The organism is Streptomyces sp. NPDC020965, assembly GCF_044333555.1.
GTDB lineage: Bacteria > Actinomycetota > Actinomycetes > Streptomycetales > Streptomycetaceae > Streptomyces.
In genome coordinates, this window is the sequence record NZ_JBIRRE010000001.1 from 573,207 (window position 1) to 591,322 (window position 18,116).

7 protein-coding genes are annotated in these 18,116 nt (G+C 71.3%); 6 read left to right on the plus strand and 1 reads right to left on the minus strand.

All coding sequences use genetic code 11. The annotated features are described in order from the left end of the window. Positions 1–17: 17 nt before the first annotated feature. The gene (locus ACH4S7_RS02465; RefSeq protein WP_398519179.1) at positions 18–1,022 is read left to right on the plus strand and encodes a Gfo/Idh/MocA family protein; all 1,005 of its coding nucleotides are present in this window, start codon (positions 18–20) and stop codon (positions 1,020–1,022) included. Between the two features lie 339 nt (positions 1,023–1,361). On the opposite strand, the gene ACH4S7_RS02470 is transcribed toward ACH4S7_RS02465, so the two are convergent. After that, positions 1,362–1,793, minus strand: a complete 432-nt coding sequence (locus ACH4S7_RS02470; RefSeq protein ID WP_398519180.1) for a nuclear transport factor 2 family protein — start codon at positions 1,791–1,793, stop codon at positions 1,362–1,364. Between the two features lie 470 nt (positions 1,794–2,263). Here ACH4S7_RS02470 and ACH4S7_RS02475 point away from each other — a divergent pair, with 470 nt between their 5' ends. From ACH4S7_RS02475 to ACH4S7_RS02495, 5 genes are all read left to right on the plus strand, one after another. Beyond that, the gene (locus ACH4S7_RS02475) at positions 2,264–3,199 is read left to right on the plus strand and encodes a sterol desaturase family protein (RefSeq protein ID WP_398519181.1); all 936 of its coding nucleotides are present in this window, start codon (positions 2,264–2,266) and stop codon (positions 3,197–3,199) included. 150 nt (positions 3,200–3,349) lie between these two features. Then, the gene (locus ACH4S7_RS02480) at positions 3,350–13,300 is read left to right on the plus strand and encodes a condensation domain-containing protein (RefSeq protein WP_398519182.1); all 9,951 of its coding nucleotides are present in this window, start codon (positions 3,350–3,352) and stop codon (positions 13,298–13,300) included. Continuing rightward, positions 13,290–15,086 carry a phytoene desaturase family protein gene (locus tag ACH4S7_RS02485; RefSeq protein WP_398519183.1) on the plus strand — a complete coding sequence of 599 codons (1,797 nt, stop codon included), beginning with the start codon at positions 13,290–13,292 and terminating at the stop codon, positions 15,084–15,086. Before ACH4S7_RS02480 ends, ACH4S7_RS02485 begins: the two co-directional genes overlap by 11 nt. Before the next feature lie 119 nt (positions 15,087–15,205). Next, a complete protein-coding gene (locus tag ACH4S7_RS02490) occupies positions 15,206–16,927 on the plus strand; it encodes a phytoene desaturase family protein (RefSeq protein ID WP_398519184.1) in 1,722 nt (573 codons plus the stop codon). Further along, a complete protein-coding gene (locus ACH4S7_RS02495; RefSeq protein ID WP_398519185.1) occupies positions 16,924–17,988 on the plus strand; it encodes an MDR family NADP-dependent oxidoreductase in 1,065 nt (354 codons plus the stop codon). Before ACH4S7_RS02490 ends, ACH4S7_RS02495 begins: the two co-directional genes overlap by 4 nt. Positions 17,989–18,116: the final 128 nt, after the last annotated feature.

Below are 18,116 nucleotides of genomic sequence, written 5' to 3' on the forward strand. Positions count from 1 at the left end.
ATCGATGGGCGGGGCGGATGAGCGAGAGCACACGGGGCGTTCGATGGGGCGTACTGGCGACCGGGGGTATCGCCGCGTCCGTCACGGCGGACCTGCTGCGGATGCCGGACGCCGAGGTGGTGGCGGTGGCGTCCCGTACGGAGGCGTCGGCGCGGGCCTTCGCTGACCGGTTCGGCATCCCCCGGGCGTACGGGGACTGGGCGTCGCTCGCCGCCGACCCCGAGGTGGATGTGGTGTATGTGGCAACCCCGCACTCCGCGCACCGGGCGGCCGCCGGGCTCTGCCTGGAGGCGGGCAAGGCGGTGCTCTGCGAGAAGGCGTTCACCCTGAACGCGGCGGAGGCCGAGGAGCTGGTCGGCATCGCCCGCGACCGGGGCGTCTTCCTGATGGAGGCGATGTGGACGTACTGCAATCCGCTGGTCCGCCGCTTCCTGGCACTGGTCGCGGACGGCGCGATCGGTGACGTACGGACCGTGCAGGCGGACTTCGGGCTGGCGGGGCCCTTCCCTCCGGAGCACCGGCTGCGGGACCCCGCGCTGGGCGGCGGCGCGCTGCTGGACCTGGGGGTGTATCCGGTGTCGTTCGCGCATCTGCTGCTGGGCGAGCCGGACCGGGTGACAGCGCATGCGCGGCTCTCGCCCGAGGGCGTCGACACGACGACGGCCGTACTGCTCGGCTGGGAGTCGGGCGCGTCGGCGCTGCTCTCGTGCTCCATCGAGGCGAACAGCCCGATCACGGCGACGGTCAGCGGTTCGGCGGGCCGGGTCGAGTTCGGGCGCGGCTTCTTCGCCCCGGAACGGTTCACGCTGCACCGGGAGGGCCGGGAGCCCGAGGAGTTCACGGCCGACGGCGAACCGCTGTCGTACGCGCACGAGGCCGCCGAGGTGATGCGCTGCCTGCGGGCGGGCGAGACGGAATCACCACTGGTGCCGCTGGACGGTTCGCTGGCGGTGATGCGGACGCTCGACGCGATCCGGGACCGCGTCGGCGTCCGCTACCCCTCGGAGAGCGGCGGGAACTGAGGGAGCGTCGGGGTCCGCCACCCCGCAGAGTCCGGCGGGGGGACTGAGGGAGCGTGCGAGGTCCGACGCGGATACCGTGGCGCCGGACCCTCCGGGCGCGGCGCGGGAAAACCGTACGCGTTCGAGTGCAACCGAACGTGAGGACTGACGAACCACCCACCGCCCGTGGGAAGCTGCGGCCATGAACCAGCACACCACGCTCGACCCGATCTGGGACATGGTCGGCCGTCCCCTCCCCTTCCCCCTCCCCCACACCCCGCAGCACGACCGCCGAGGGAGGAGCAGCTAGGCCCGGTCCGGGCGATCTTGTCGGGCCCGCGAAGATCGCCCGGACAGGACTTAGAGGTTGTCGCCCCAGCCACCCTGGACCATCGTCTGGAAGGCCCAGACGCCGTCCCGCCGGATCAGGATGTCGGCGTAACGCAACTGCCGGGTCTCCCCGCCCGCCGTCATCACCGAGTCGCTGAAGACCACGGCCATGGCGGCGGAGAGGAAGACGGGAGTCCGCACCGATTCGAAGGTGATGTCCTCGCCCCCCTCCCCCATGACCTGGGTCATGGTCTCGGTGTACTGCTTCCGGTCCCACTGCGCCGACCGGCCGTTCCCGGCCGAATCGTCGCTGATCAGATTGAGCGGGAAGGCCGCCATCTCGGCCATGCGCTCGATCTGGCGGGCTCCGCTGGCGTCGTCGTAGGCGGCGAACCAGGCGTCCAGGCTCTCGCGGTCCTCGGCGGTGGGGGCGTATCCGGTGTCGGGCAGAACAATAGGCATGGGACTCCTCGCTGCGAACCATCCATGTAGTCAAGCTTGACTAGCACGGCCATGAGGAAGAGAGTAGGGCGCCACTCGAGATTAGTCAAGCTTGACTAGCTTGCCGGCCACCCCCGCCGACGGGGCACACCGGTGCGGTACTCGCATGAAGTGACTAATACCACTATGTAACTCACATTGACGAAAACCACCCGAACCGCATTCCGCACAGCAAGCGATTACTGTCCAATGGTCAGTGGACAGAGGCGGTAGGGTGCCGGGTCACCCCTATCGGATCTCCAGGTTTCAGACCCCGGCTGCGCGTCGACATCCCACGCCCCGAGCTAGTCATGAGCGTTTGGACAGGACGCGATCTGTGTCGTCACGGAGCGCCGAAATGAGGGCCTACCCCCACCCTCCTTCGGTCTCCGCATACGGTGCCGCGTTCCCGCTCGTTCCGCTGCGCCGTGCCTCTCCCAGAGGAGCCGTGGATGGCTGAGTACGCAAATTCATCTGGTGGTGCGGCAGGCCCCGTCACGGTTTCGACGGCCGGGGAGAAATCATCCGCCGCGAAGGACCGGCTGCGGAAGGCGGCCTATCCCGTACTGCTGGCCGCCATGGTTGCGGTGGGGGCGGCGACGCTGCTGCTCGGGTGGGCGCCGGCGCAGGTGAGCCCGCTCTTCACCGTGGGAGTCCTGCTCTATCTGACCGCTCTCGAACGACTCATCCCGTATGAACCCGACTGGCATCCCGATCGCCGTGAATGGCGCTGGTACGGCGTGTACTTCCTGTTCACCATGGTGGGGAGCGCGCTGGCCCAGGCCCTGGTGACCACGGCCGTCGGAATCGTGTCGCCGTCCGTGCCGGCTTTACCACTCGGGGCCGAGATTCCCGCCGCCCTGCTGATCGGATCGCTGGCCAGCTATCTCGTACACCGGTGGGGTCATGCCAACCCGCTGCTGTGGCGGCTACACGGCGTCCACCACGTCCCGACAAAAGTGAATGTCGCCAACAACGGCGTCAACCATGTGCTCGACATCCTGCTCGCCCAGGGAGCAGTTCAACTGATCCTGGCGTTCATCGGATTCTCCCGTGAATCCGTTTTCGTCGTCGGACTCTTCGTGGCCGTGCAGGGCTATTTCACCCACGCCAATATCGATGTGCGCATCGGCGGGCTGAACCATCTGCTCGCCAGTCCCGAGCAACACCGCCTCCACCACAGCACCGTCCTGGCCGAGGCGGGGCACTACGGGTCCGATCTCTCGGTCTGGGACCACCTCTTCGGCAGTTACACCTGGCGTCCCGGACGGGAGCCGGTCTCGGTCGGGCTCGGTGATCCGGCGTCGTTCCCCGGCACCGGGGAGATCGTCGCCACGCTGCTCCACCCCTGTCGCCGGCGCCGCTCCAACAGCGCGTCCAAAGCCTAGGGCGACTGGTCAACCACTCCGGTGAGTCCACCGCTCGGACTCCCCGGCGCTCCCCCACGGCCGGCCCCTCCGCCCGCCGGACGGGACCCCCCGCACCACTCCAACCGTGATCCCCCGTGCCCGCAGTGCCACGACGTGAGGAGCTCCACCATGGCCGACCCGAACATCCCCGTACGAGGCGGAGTGGCGATCATAGGCATGGGCTGCCGATTTCCCGGTGGCGCCTCCGACCACCGGGCCTTCTGGCGGAATCTCGTGGACGGCCGGGACTGCGTCACGCCGACACCGGCCGACCGGTACGACGTCACCACGCTCGGCAGCCGGTTCAAGGCCAAGCCCGGCCGGTTGACCGGCGGCCGGGGCGGATACATCGACGGCTTCGACGAGTTCGACCCCGCCTTCTTCGGCATCAGTCCGCGCGAGGCCGACCAGATGGACCCCCAGCAGCGAAAACTCCTGGAGGTCTCCTGGGAGGCGTTGGAGGACGGTGGCCAGCGGCCGGCCGCGCTCGCCGGTACCGATGTGGGCGTGTTCGTCGGCGCGTTCACCCTGGACTACAAGATCCTTCAGTTCTCGGACCTGAGCTTCGACTCGCTGGCCGCGCACACCGCCACCGGCACCATGATGACGATGGTGTCGAACCGCATCTCGTACTGCTTCGACTTCCGCGGCCCCAGCCTCTCCATCGACACCGCGTGCAGTTCTTCCCTGGTGGCGGTGCATCTGGCCTGCGCGAGTCTGAACGGCGGCGAGACGGATCTCGCGCTCGCGGGCGGCGCCCTGCTGCACATGGCGCCGCAGTACACCATCGCCGAGACCAAGGGCGGTTTCCTCTCGCCCGACGGCCGCTCGCGGACGTTCGACGCCTCGGCCAACGGCTATGTACGGGCCGAGGGCATCGGCGTCGTCGCGCTCAAGCGGCTCGCGGACGCCGTGCGCGACGGGGACCCGATCCATGCCGTGATCACCGGCAGCGGGGTCAACCAGGACGGTCGCACCAACGGCATCACGGTGCCCAACCCGGACGCCCAGGTCGCCCTGATCGAGCGGGTCTGCGCCGAAGCGGGCATCACCCCGGGCCAGGTGCAGTACATGGAGGCGCACGGCACCTCGACCCCGCTCGGCGACCCGATCGAGGCGAACGCGCTGGGCCGGGCGCTCGCCGTCGGACGGGCACCCGGCGCGAAGTGCTACGTCGGCTCCGTGAAGACCAACATCGGGCACACCGAGTCGGCCGCCGGCATCGCCGGGCTGATGAAGGCGGCGCTCTGCCTGGAGCACCGGCTGATCCCGCCGCACATCAATCTGGAGCGGCTCAACCCGGCGATCGACCTGGCAGCGCTGGGGTACGAAATCCCCACCCGGGTCACCGAGTGGCCCGCCCACGAGGGCCCCGCCCGCGCCGGGGTGAACGCGTTCGGCTTCGGCGGCACCAACGCCCATGTCGTCCTGGAGGAGGCCCCCGCACCGGCCGACCCCGGCCCCCCGGCGACGGAGCGCCCCTGGACCATCCTGCCGCTGACCGCCCGTACCGCCGACGCCCTGCCGGAGGTCGCCGAAGGCATCCGGAACGAACTGGCGGGGGCCCACGGCGGCCCGGGGGTCTCACCCGTCGATCTCGGCCACACCCTGGCCCACCGCCGCCAGCACCTGGAGTCCCGGCTCTCCGTCGTCCACTCCTCCCCCGCCGAACTCGAAGCGGGGCTCGCCGCCTATCTGCGCGGCGAACCCCATCCGGGCGTGGTCGAGGGACGGCGGCTCGACCCGGCCGACCGGCGCCTGGTCTGGGTGTTCACCGGGATGGGACCGCAGTGGTGGGGCATGGGGCGGCAGTTGTACGAGCGCGAGCCGGTCTTCCGGGAGGCGATCGTCCACTGCGACCGGGAGATCCGCGAGCTGACCGACTGGTCGCTGGCCGATGAGATGGCCGCCGACGAGCACACCTCGCGCATGGCGGAGACCTGGCTCGCCCAGCCCGCCAACCTCGCCGTGCAGATCGGCCTCGCCGCCCTCTGGCGCCGGTACGGGGTGCGACCCGACGCCGTGGTCGGACACAGCACCGGAGAGATCGCCGCCTGCTACGAGGCCGGTGTCTACAGCCTGCGGGACGCGGTACGGATCGCCGTGCACCGGAGCCGTCTCCAGCAGACCCTGTCCGGCACCGGCACCATGCTCGCCGTCAGCCTCTCCGAGCGCGAGGCCGAGCGCCGGGTGCTCCCGTACGGCGACCGGGTCTCGGTGGCGGCGGTGAACAGCCCCACCGGGATCACCCTCGCCGGGGAGCGGGACGCGCTGGCGCAGTTGGCGGAGGAGTTGGGCGCCGAGCAGATCTTCACCAGATTCCTCGCGGTCCGGGTGCCGTACCACAGCGCCGGGATGGAGGCGATCAAGGACGAACTGCTGTCCTGCCTGGACCGGTTGGAGCCACGGCACGCGCGGATCCCCCTCTACACCACGGCCCGGGACGGCGTCGCCGTCGGCCCGGAGCTGGACGCGGGGTACTGGTGGCGGAACGTCCGCGACCGGGTGGGGTTCCGGGCCGCGGTCGACCGGCTGGCCGACGACGGCCACCGGCTCTTCCTGGAGATCGGACCGCACCCGGTGCTCGCCCACTCGATCCGTGAGTGCCTCGACGAGCGCGAACTCCCGGGCCGTGCGCTGCCGTCGATCCGCCGCCGGGAGAGTGAGACCGGCCGATTCGGCGCCTCGCTTGCCGCGCTGCACAATCTGGGCGTCGACATCGCATGGGACGTGCTGCACCCTGGCGGCAGACCGGTGACCCTGCCCCGGTACCCCTGGAAGCGCGACCGGCACTGGACCGAGCCCGAGGCCGTCGCGCGGGTCCGGCTCGGCAAGCTGGACCACCCCCTCCTCGGCCGCCGCACCGAGCACCCCGAACCGACCTGGCGGGCCGAACTCGATATCGAGCGGCTGCCCTACCTCGCCGACCACCGGATCCAGGACGCGGTGGTCTTCCCGGCCGCCGGCTATCTGGAGATGGCGGCGCAGGCGATAAGGGCCCTCACCGGGGGCGCCGGCGCGGCACTCGCCGACATCGACCTGCGGAAGGCGCTCTTCCTGCCCGAGGAGGAGAGCAGGACCGTGACCTTCTCGCTCGCCACCGAGAGCGCGGCGTTCACCGTCGCGTCGACGGACCCCGGCGGCGAACGGACCGTGCACACCCAGGGGGTCGTACGGGCGGGACAGCGCCGCTCGCCGGGGCCCGCGCTCGACCCGGCGTCGATCCGCGCCCGGTGCGCACGGCGGCTCGACGGCGCCGACTGCTACCGGGCCCTGGCGGAGCTGGGATACCGGTACGGGCCGTCGTTCCAGGCCATCGAGGAGGTGTGGATCGGTCCCGGGGAAGCCCTGGCCCGGCTCCGCGCCCCGGCCGTGCTCGGCGCCGACACCGAGGGCCATCACCTCCACCCCGTACTCCTCGACGCCTGTTTCCAGTCACTGCTGACATCGCAGTTGCCGGACGCACCGACCGGCACGGAGAGCACGGCGGGCACGGCGGGCACGGCGAGCACCGGGATCCGGCTGCCGCTGTCGATCGGGGAGGTGCGTCTCGATCCGACGGGCGCCCAGCCGCTGTGGGCGCACGCCACCGTGTGCGGTCCCGGCGGGGAGGGTGCAGGCGGGGACGAACTCGTCGGAGACATCGCGGTCTACACGGAGGACGGGGCCGCGGTCGGCCGGATAGCCGGATTCCGCGCGGCCGATGTGGAGCGGGCCGCTACGGCGGTCGCCCGGAGCACCATCGACTCCTGGCTCACCGAGCCGGTCTGGATCGACCGGCCGTTCGCCGCCGATGGCACGGAGGGCGAACGCGAGGAGAGTGCCGCGGACGGTGTGACCCGGCGGGACTGGCTGGTACTCGCCGATGGCCAGGGGGTCGGCGACGCGCTCGCGGCGCTGGTGACGGCGCGCGGCGGACGGTGCCATCTGGTCCGGCCGGGCGACGGGTACGCGGTACGGGGGGAGGGTCCGGGAGCAAGGGAGTTCACCGTCGAACCGGGCTCCGCCGAGCAGTGGCAACGGCTCTTCGCCGAGCTGAACGGTCAAGGGCACGGGGTCGCGGGCGCGGGCGGTCACTCGGGCGAGGACGGAGTCGCGGGCGCAGCCGAGGGCGGCGGCGCCAGCACCAGCCCCGGCTCCGACTCCGACTCCGACTCCGACTCCGACTCAGGCTCCGGCTCCGGCGCCAGCCTCGACTCAGACTCAGGCGCCAGCACCAGCACCAGCACCAGCACCAGCACCAGCACCAGCCTCGGTGCCCTGGTGCACCTCTGGAACCTCGATCTGCCCGCCATCTCGCAGGTCCCGGCCGCCGACCTGGACGAGCACACCGGCACCGGCGCCTACTCCCTGATCGCCCTCGCCCGCGCGCTGCTCTCCTCCGGGACCGAAGGCGATCTCCATATCGTCACCCGGGGGGCGCAGCCGGTGACCCCCGGCGAGGCCGTCGAACCCCTGGGCGCGCCCGCCTGGGGCGTGGGACGGGTCCTGCGCCATCAGGAACTGATCGGCCGGGGCGGAAAGCTGATCGACCTCGACCCCGCCGAAGGAGAGTCGGCGGACCGGACCGCGGAGGCCGAAGCACTGCTCCGGGAGATCCTCACCGCCGACGAGGAGGAGATCGGGCTGCGCGGCGGGCACCGCCGCACCAGCCGGATCCGCCACGCCGACGGACTCACCCGGCCACTGCCACTGCGGCTGCGCGCCGACGGCCACTACCTGGTCACCGGGGCCTTCGGCGCGCTCGGCCGGCTGCTCTGCCGCACCCTCGTCCGGCGCGGCGCCCGGGGGTTGATCCTGCTGGGCCGTACCGCGCTCCCCGACCGCGACCGGTGGTCCGACACCGACCCCGCCACCCCCGAGGGCCGGGCCGTCGCCTTCCTCGGGGAGCTGGAGGAGCTGGGGGCGCGGCCGGTGCACGCACCGGTCGACATCACCGACGAGGCGGCCCTGACCTGCTGGCTCGACGCCTACCGGCGGAGCGGGCCGGGCCCGATCCGAGGGGTGTTCCATCTGGCGGGACAGGTGCGCGACGCCCTCGTACCGGAGATGGACCGGGGGACGTTCGACGCGGTCCAGCGACCCAAGATCGTCGGTGCCCAGTTGCTCCACCGGCATCTGCGGGACGAGCCGCTGGAGCACTTCGTGCTCTTCTCCTCGATCGCCTCCCTGCTGACGACGGCGGGCCAAACCAACTACGCCGCGGGCAACGCCTTCCTGGACGCGCTCGCCCACCACCGCCGGGCGCGGGGCCTGCCCGCGCTGAGCATCGACTGGGGCCCCTGGGCCACCGGCATGATCGAGGAACTGGGGCTGGTGGACCACTACCTCCACCAGCGGGGCATGAGTTCGCTCGCGCCCGATGCGGGGATGGCGGTACTGGAGCGCGTGATCGGCCAGGACCGGGCCCAACTCCTCGTCGCCACCGTCGTCGACTGGCCGGTCTTCCTCGCCTGGTACGCGGCGCCGCCGCCCCTGGTGGCCGAGCTGGCGGCGACCGGTCCCCAGGAGCGGCCCACCGGTGGTCACGGTCTCGTGGACGCCTTCCGGGCCGCCGACGACCCGGCGGAGCGGCGCTCCCTGGTGGCCGAGCGGTTCACCGCCCTGGTCGCCTCGGTGCTCCGGACCGGTGCGGAGCGGATCGACGCCGCGACCGGACTGGGCGTGCTGGGTCTCGACTCCCTGTTGGCGATGGAGCTGCGGGCCCGGGTGCGGGCCGATTTCGGGATCGCGCTCCCGGTGGTCGCCCTGCTCAGCGGTGTCTCGGTCGGTGAGCTGACGACCCGGCTGTACGACGGGCTGGTCGCGCTGGTGGCGGCCGACGAGGGGCACGCCGAAACCACGGCGCCCGCGGTGTTCGAGGACGAGCAGGAGTATCCGCTGACACAGAACCAGAAGGCGCTCTGGTTCCTCAAGCAGCTCAACCCGGACGGCTACGCCTACAACATCGGCGGCGCGGTCGAGGTGCGCGTCGAACTCGACCCGGACCTGATGTTCGAGGCCGTCCGGCGGCTGGTCGCCCGCCATCCGGCGCTGCGCACCAACTTCGTGCTGGTGGAAGGCGAGGCCGTGCAGCGGGTCTCCCCGGACGTCCGGCCCGACCTCAGGCTCTTCGATGTACAGGGTCAGGAGTGGGAGGACATCCACCGCACGATCGTGGCCGAGTACCGCAGGCCGTACGACCTGGCCCATGACCCGCTCTTCCGGTTCCGGCTGTTCAAACGCGCGCCCGGCCGCTGGGTGATGATGAAGGCGGTCCACCACATCGTCTCGGACGCGATCTCGACCTTCACCTTCATCGAGGAACTGCTCGCGGTGTACGAGGGGCTGCGGCGGGGTGCCGAGCCGGAGCTGCCGCCGGTGTCGGCCCGCTACCTCGACTTCCTCAACGACCAGAACCGGTTCCTGGCCGGGCCCGACGCGGAGCGGATGTTCGCCTACTGGCGCTCGCACCTGCCGGACCGGGTACCGCTGCTGGAGCTGCCGGTCGACAAGCCCCGGCCGGCCGTGCAGACCCACAACGGCGCGTCGGAGTTCTTCGTGCTGGACAGTGATCTGAGCGCCCGGGTGCACGAGGTGGCGCGGGCGCACGAGGTGACGCCGTTCGTGGTGCTGCTGAGCGCCTACTACCTTCTGCTGCACCGCTACACGGGTCAGGACGATCTGGTCGTCGGCAGTCCGGTGACCGGCCGCACCCGGCAGGAGTACGGCTCCGTCTACGGGTACTTCGTCAATCCGCTGCCCCTCCACGCGGACCTGTCCGGCGAACCGTCCGTGGCGGAGCTGCTGGAGCAGGTGCGCCGGACGGTGCTGAACGGGCTGGACCACCAGGAGTATCCGTTCGTCCTGCTGGTCGAGCGGCTCGGTCTCCAGCACAATCCCAGCCGGTCCGCCGTCTTCCAGGCGATGTTCATCCTGCTCACGCACAAGGTGGCCACCGAGAAGTACGGCTACCGGCTGGAGTACATCGAGCTGCCGGAGGAGGAGGGCCAGTTCGATCTGACGCTGTCGGCCTACGAGGACGAGGCGGAGCACCGGTTCCACTGTGTGTTCAAGTACAACACCGACCTCTTCCTGCCCGCGACGACGCGGCGGCTGGCCTCGCACTACGTCCAGTTGCTCACCGCGCTGACCAGGGCGGAGGCCGATGAACCCACCAGTCGGCTGGGGATGCTCGAAGCGCCGGAGCGGGAGCGGCTGGTGGCGGAGTGGAGCGGCGCCGGGCGGCTCGCCCCGGCCGCGGCGGAGGGCGCGGCGGACGGGCTGCCGGTACACCGGCTCATCGGCCGGATGGCGGCGGCGCGTCCGGGGGCGGTCGCCGTCTCCGTACCGGCGTCGGCGCGGGGGGCGGCCCGGCGGCTGACCTATGCCGAACTCGACGGCCGGTCGGAGCTGCTGGCCCGTCGGCTGCGGGGGCTGGGCGTCGGGGCCGGTTCCGTCGTCGCGCTCTGTCTGGACAAAACGCCGGAGCTGGTCATCACGCTGCTGGCGGTACTCCGGGCTGGCGGCGCGTATCTGCCGGTCCAGCCCGATCATCCGGCCGGTCGGATCGCCCGGATGGTGCGTACCGCCGAGGCGGTGCTGATGGTCGTGGACGATCTACCCGGGGGCGGCGGCGGGCGTACGGGGCCGGGCACGGGTACGGGGCTTGGCGGAGGTACGGGGCCGGGCGGAGGTACGGGGCCGGGCGGGGACGCCGTCATGACGCTGACCCTCGCCGAGCTGGGCGTGACGGATCCGGGCGGCAGCCGGCCGGGGGGCCGTGCACAGGGCGGGACCGGGCCGGGCAGCAACGGATCGCGTGAGAACGGATCGCGCGGGACCGGCGCCCCCGGGGTCGCGGCTGCCGTCGGGGTCGCGGCTGCCGTCGGGGTCGCGGGTGTCGCGGGTGCGCCCGGCGCCGCGGGCGCCGCGGGCGCCGCCACCACACCCCCGTACGACCGCGCCACACTCCCGTACACCTCAGGCGGTGAACCCCTCACCCATCCCCTCGATGCCGTGGACCCCGACTCCCCCGCCTATGTGATCCACACCTCCGGCTCCACCGGCCGCCCCAAGGCCGTCCAGGTCAGCCACCGCAATCTCACCTCGGCGTACGGTGCCTGGCACACCGAGTACCGGCTGGCGGACGAGGTGCGGGTGCACCTCCAACTGGCGGCTCCGTCCTTCGACGTCTTCACCGGCGACGTGGTGCGGGCGCTCTGCTCCGGGGGCACCCTGGTGCTGGCCGACCGCGATCTGCTCTTCGACACTCCCCGGCTCTACCGGACGATGCACGAGGAGGGCGTCGACTGCGCCGAGTTCGTACCGGCGATCGTGCGCGGTCTGCTGGACCACTGCGAGGGCCACGGGCTGCGGCTCGACTTCATGCGGCTGCTGGTGGTCGGCTCCGACACCTGGAAGGTCGGGGAGTACCGGCGGCTGCGCGCCCTCGGCGGCCCCCGCACCCGGGTGATCAACTCCTATGGCGTCACCGAGGCCACCATCGACAGCGCCTACTTCGAGGGCCCGGCCGACGATCTGGAGGCCGGCCGCACGGTTCCCATCGGCCGACCGCTCGCCAACAGCACCCTGCACATCCTCGACCGGCACGGCGAACCGGTCCCCCCGGGCGTGCCCGGCGAACTGTGGATCGGCGGGGCCGGGGTCGCCATCGGCTACGCGGGCGACCCGGACCAGACGGCCGAGCGCTTCGTGACCCGGACGCTGAGCCGGGACCCCGGCGCCCCGCCGGTACGCCTCTACCGGAGCGGCGATCTCGCGCGCTGGGACGCCCAGGGGCGGGCGCATCTGCTCGGCCGGGCCGATACCCAGGTCAAACTGCACGGTCACCGCATCGGGATCGAGGAGATCGAGGAACGGCTGGCCGCCTGCCCCGAGCTGACCCGTGCCGTGGTCACGGTGCGGCCCGACCCCCGGGGCGAGGCCGTGCTCTGCGCCCATGTGGTGCCGGCCGCCGGTACGGTCCTCGACCGGCGCGCGCTCCGCCGCCGGCTCTCCGGGCAGCTGCCGACGTACATGATCCCGTCGTACTTCGTGGAGCTGCCGGCGCTGCCGCTCACCCCGCACGGCAAGGTCGACACGGCCACCCTGCCGGCCCCCCGCCCCGAGTCGGACGCGGGCGGCGGAACGGCCCACGAGGCACCGTCGACCCGCTACGAGGTGAGCATGGCCCGGCACTGGCGGAACCTGCTCGGGCGGGAACAGATCAGCACGGATCATGACTTCTTCGACGTCGGCGGGAGTTCGATCAAGCTGATCGAACTGATCCACCATCTACAGGGGGAGTTCGGCGTCACCATCCCCGTCAGTGGCCTCTACCGGACCACCACCCTGCACGGGATGGCCGCCACGGTGGCCCGGATCGTCGCCGACGGAACCGCCGACGACCGGCCCTACATCGGCTTCAACACCGGTGGGCACGAGCACCTCTTCTGCTTCCCGCCCGCCGGTGGCCAGGGGCTCGTCTACCGGGCGTTCGCCGGGCGGCTGCCGCGGTACCGGTTCACCGCCTTCAACTACCTGCCCGGGGACGACAAGGTGGCGCGCTACGCCGACCTGGTCGAATCCGTCCAGCCGGAGGGGGCCTGCCGGTTGCTCGGCTACTCGCTTGGCGGCAATCTGGCCTTCGAGACGGCCAAGGAGCTGGAGCGGCGCGGCCGCCAGGTGGCCCATGTGGTCATCATCGACTCGTACCGCATCCTGGAGGCGTACGTCCCCGGCCCCGGCCATATCGCGGCCTTCGAGACGGAACTGCGGGAACACCTCCGCAAACACACCGGATCGGAGATCGTCGCCCGGGAGACGATGGAGCACGCCGCCGAGTACCTGGCGTTCTGCGGGCGCACCCCCAACCTCGGTGAGGTCGCGGCGGCCGTCAGCGTCGTCACGGACGAGGAGAAGGCGGGGCTGTACGCGGCGGGCGAGCGCGGGAGCTGGCACGGCACCTCCACCACCGCGCACACCGTGATCCGGGGCTCCGGCACCCACGCCGACATGCTCGACCCCGACCACCTCCCGCGCAACGCCGAGCTGGTCCACCGCACGCTGACGGGAGACGTGGCCGCCCATGCGCGCTGACGACGAGAACGGCCGGAGCAGCGACCCGAGCCGGAACGACGAACCGGACGGGCACGGTCTGAACGGCCGGTCCCGCGCGACCGGCCCGGACCACCGGAGCGGCGAGAACGACTGGACCAGCCGACCGGCCGGGCGGCGGACCGGGGCGGGCGGGGAGCCCCGGGTCATCATCGTCGGCGCGGGCGTCGCCGGGATGTCCACCGGCTGCTACGCCCGGATGAGCGGCATCCGGGCCCGGATCTTCGAGAAGCATGTACTGCCCGGGGGCTGCTGCACCGCCTGGGCCCGGGACGGCTACCTCTTCGACTACTGCATCGAATGGCTGATCGGCACGGCGTACGGGAACGAGGCGCACCAGATCTGGCGCGAACTGGGCGCGCTCGACGGCAAGACCATCACCAACTTCGACATGTTCAACCGGGTCGTGGACGAGGCGACCGGCCGGTCGGTGACCTTCCACAACGACCCGGACCGGCTGGAACGGCATCTGCTGGACATCTCGCCCGCCGACGCGAAACTGATCCGCGCCTTCTGCCGCGATCTACGGCGGTTCCTCGCGATCGAGCTGTACCCCTTCCTGACGGCGCCCGCCCTCCGAACCGTGCGCGAGCGGGCCGCGACCCTGCGGACCGTGCTGCCCGCCTTCCGGCTGTTCTGGCGCACCGCGGCGACGCCCATGCACGCCTACGCCGACCGGTTCCAGGACCCGCTGCTGCGCCGGGCGTTCCGGAACATCTTCTTCCAGGACCCGGAGGGGTTCCCGCTGCTGCCGTACCTCTTCAACATGGCCGCCGCCCACCACCGCAACGCGGGCTTCCCACAGGGCGGTTCGCTGGGTCTCGCCCGCTCGATCGAGGAGCGGTTCACCGGTCTGGGCGGCTCGATCACCTACCGCGCCCGGGTGGCGCGGATCCTGGTCGAGGAGGACCGGGCGATCGGCATCGAGCTGGCGAACGGCAAGCGGTACTACGCCGACCACGTCGTGGCGGCGTGCGACGGCCACACCACCATCCACACCCTGCTCGGCGGCCGGTACACCGGGCCGAGGATCGACCGGCTCTACAACGAGCTGCTCCACCGGGACGGCGCCCTCTTCCCCGCCGTGGTCTCGGCGTTCGTCGGCATCGACGGCGACCTCGGCCCCGGCACCCCGCACAGCACCACCTATCTGCTCACCGCCGAGGACGCCGCCCGCCTCCCGGGCGCGCTGCAACAGAGCATCGTGGTGCAGTTGCGCTCCCGCTACTCGGACGGCTTCGCCCCACCGGGGAAGTCGGTGATCCACTGCACCTACTTCAGCGACTTCGCCCACTGGAAGGAGCTGCGGGACACCGACCGCAAGGCGTACTGGGCCCGGAAACGCGAGGTGGCCGCGTTTGTGCGGGGGTTCCTGGAACGGGTCCTGCCCGGCGTCGGCGAACGGATCGAACTGATCGACGTGGCCTCACCGGTCACGACCAAGCGGTACACCGGGAACTTCGACGGCTCCATCCTGGCCTGGAAGGCGTTCTCCGACGCCGACGACGTGGCGGCCGAGCTGGTGGGCAAGGACCGGATGCGGCTGCCGGGCCTGGCCGGCTTCTCGATGGCCGGGCAGTGGGTGGGCCTGGGCGGGCTGATCCGGGCCGCGTCCACCGGCCGGTTCGCCGTCCAGTACCTCTGCGCGGAGTGGGACATGCCGTTCCGGGCGTGGGAGAGCACGGCGAGCGAACCCTGGCACCCCCGCAGACTCGGCCGGCTGCCCCAGCTCGACGGTCGGTCCCGGCGGGAGGTGTCCGGCTCATGAACGGGCGAGCGGGCGGACATGCAGGCGGGCGGGGAGGCGAGCAAGGAGATGGGCAAGGCGGACGAGGAGACGGACGAGGCGGCGGGCAGGACCGGGGGGCGGCGCCCGGCAGAGAGACGATGATCATCATCGGGGCCGGGCTCGGCGGCCTCTCCACCGGCTGCTACGCCCGGATGAACGGCTACCGCACCCACATCCTGGAGATGCACGAACTGCCCGGCGGCTGCTGCACGGCCTGGGACCGCGGCGACTTCACCCTGGACTGCTGTGTGAGCTGGCTGCTCGGCAGCGGCCCCGGCAATGAGATGCACCAGATCTGGTTGGAGCTGGGCGCGTTGCAGGGCAAGCTGGTGCGCCATTTCGACGTGTTCAACATCGTGCGCGGCCGGGACGGCCGGACGGTCCGCTTCTACTCCGACCCGGACCGGCTGGAGGCGCACCTGATCGAGATCTCCCCGGCCGACGCCCCACTGATCCGGGGTTTCTGCCGCCAACTGCGCGCCTTCCGCAAGGCCCTCGCGATCTACCCCTTCCTCACCCCGGTCGGGCTGATGGGGACGGTGGAGCGCTGGCGAATGCTCGCCTCGTTCCTGCCGTACTTCAATGTCGTCCGCAAGACGATCAGCGTGCTCATGGCGGACTACTCGGCCCGGTTCACCGACCCGCTGCTGCGCGAGGCGTTCAACTTCATCCTGTACGAGAGACATCCGGCGTTCCCCGTCCTCCCGTTCCACTTCCAGCTCGCCTCGCACGCGAACCTCTCCGCGGGGGTGCCGGAGGGCGGCTCACTCGGCCTCGCCCGCTCGATCGAGCAGCGCTACCGCCGGCTCGGGGGCGAGGTGACGTACAACGCCAAGGTGGACGAGATACTGGTCGAGGACGATCGCGCGGTCGGCGTCCGGCTCACCGACGGCCGCGAGTACCGGGCCGACATCGTGGTCTCCGCCTGCGACGGCCACACCACGATGATGAAGTTCCTTCGGGGCCGGTATCTCAACGACGCCTACCGTCGGCTCTACACCCGGACGATCCATGAACCGGGCATGGTGTTCCCCGGGTACTTCACCCTCTTCCTCGGTCTGCGCCGGGACTTCCCCGAAGGCGAACCGTGCACCACCCATCTGCTGGACGACGCGATGGCGGCCGAACTCACCGGCATCCGCCATCCCAGCATCAATGTGCAGTTCCGCAGCCGGCACTATCCGGAGCTGTCCCCCCGGAACACCACGGTCGTCTACGCCACGTACTTCTGTGACATCGCGCCGTGGCGGGAGCTGGACGAGGGCCCGGAGCAGGCCAGCAGGTCCCGCGGCGGCCAGGAGCTGCACACCCTGCCGGTCCGGCACGGGCGCGGGTACTACGCGGCGAAACGGCGGGCGCGGGACGCGATCGTACGGTTCCTGGAGGAGCGCCACCCCGGGATCAGGGCCGCGACGGCGGTACGGGACGTGTCGAGCCCGCTGACCCAGGTCCGCTACACGGGCAACTACGACGGGACCGTCCTCGGTTGGCAGCCGTTCGTGGAGAGCGGCGAGACGCTGGAGGAGCTGGTCAAGAAGCACGGCCCCGGAGTGCCGGGGCTGGCGAACTTCTACCAGTCCGGAGTGTGGGCCACGACGGGCGGACTGATCCGGGCGGCGGCGGCCGGCCGGCACGTCACCCAGTTCATCTGCCGTGACGACCGCCGGGCCTTCACCGCCACCATCGACGAGACGGGCGCACCGCCGATCCACCTCGTCATCCCCGTCGGGCTGGGCGACCGGCCCGTGACCCCTCGCGCCGGCACGGCGGAAGGCGCGACGGATAGCACCGAGGAAGGTACGGAGGGAGAACCGGAATGAGAACGGAACGCTGGGTGGTCCGGGAGCATATGACCGGCCCACCCGATGTGAAGCGGGTCTACGAGAAGGTCATCGAGGACATCGAGGTGTGTCTCGCGCCGGACGAGATGCTGTTCCGGACGCTGTATGTGTCGGTCGATCCCTATCTCCAGGGCATCACGCTCGACACTCCCGTCGGTGACCATATGGGCGCCGACTCGATCATGGAGGTGGTGGCGGCCGGGCCGCGCGCCGCCCATCGGGTCGGCGATCTGGTGCAGGGGTTCGGCGGTTGGCGCACCCATGTCATCGGCACCGGGGCCGCGACGTCCTGGCAGACCGGTACCTTTCCGATGGTCTTTCCCGCCTACCGGCGACTGGACCCGCGCTGGTACGACGAGACGCTGCCGCTGGCGACCGCGCTGGGCGCGCTGGGCGGGCCCGGGATGACCGCCTGGGGGACCCTGACCACGTTCATGACCGTCACCCCCGGCGACACGGTGGTGGTCAGCGGCGCTTCGGGCGCGGTCGGTTCCCTGGTGGGACAGCTCGCCAAGGTCGCCGGCGGGCGGGTGGTGGGCACCACCTCCAGCGTCCGGAAGGCGGCGCAGCTCATCGGTCTCGGCTTCGACGACGTGGTGGTGTACCGGCACGGGGACTGCGCCGACACGGTGCGCGCGGCGCTGCGGAGGGCGGCGCCCGACGGTGTCGACAAGTACTTCGACAATTTGGGCGGCACCGTCACCGACGCGGTGTTCTCGCTGCTCAACGTCGGTAGCCAGGTGGCGGTCTGCTGGCAGTGGGCGACCCAGGTGGGGGGCGAGGACACCGGGCCCCGGCTGCTGCCGCACATCATGTTCCCGCGCGCCACGATTCGCGGGATCTTCTCGCTCGAATGGTTCAACGAGCGGAACTGGCAGGCGCTGCACGCGCAGTTGGGCGGCAGGCTGCGCCGGGGGGAGATCGTCTGCGATCACACGCTCCACCACGGCTTCGACAACATTCCGGACGCGTACGGGAGTCTCTACCGGGAGGGTGGGGAGGGCGGCGAGCGGCTGGGCAAGGTGCTGGTCGAGTTGTGACACCCGCCGTCCCGGGACTTCCTGTCCCACGTGTCCCGTGTCCCGCGTGTCCCGTGTCCTACGTGTCCCGTGTCCTACGTGTCTACGGGGGCCTCGAAACACCCGTCGCCCGGACCCTTCCGGGGCCC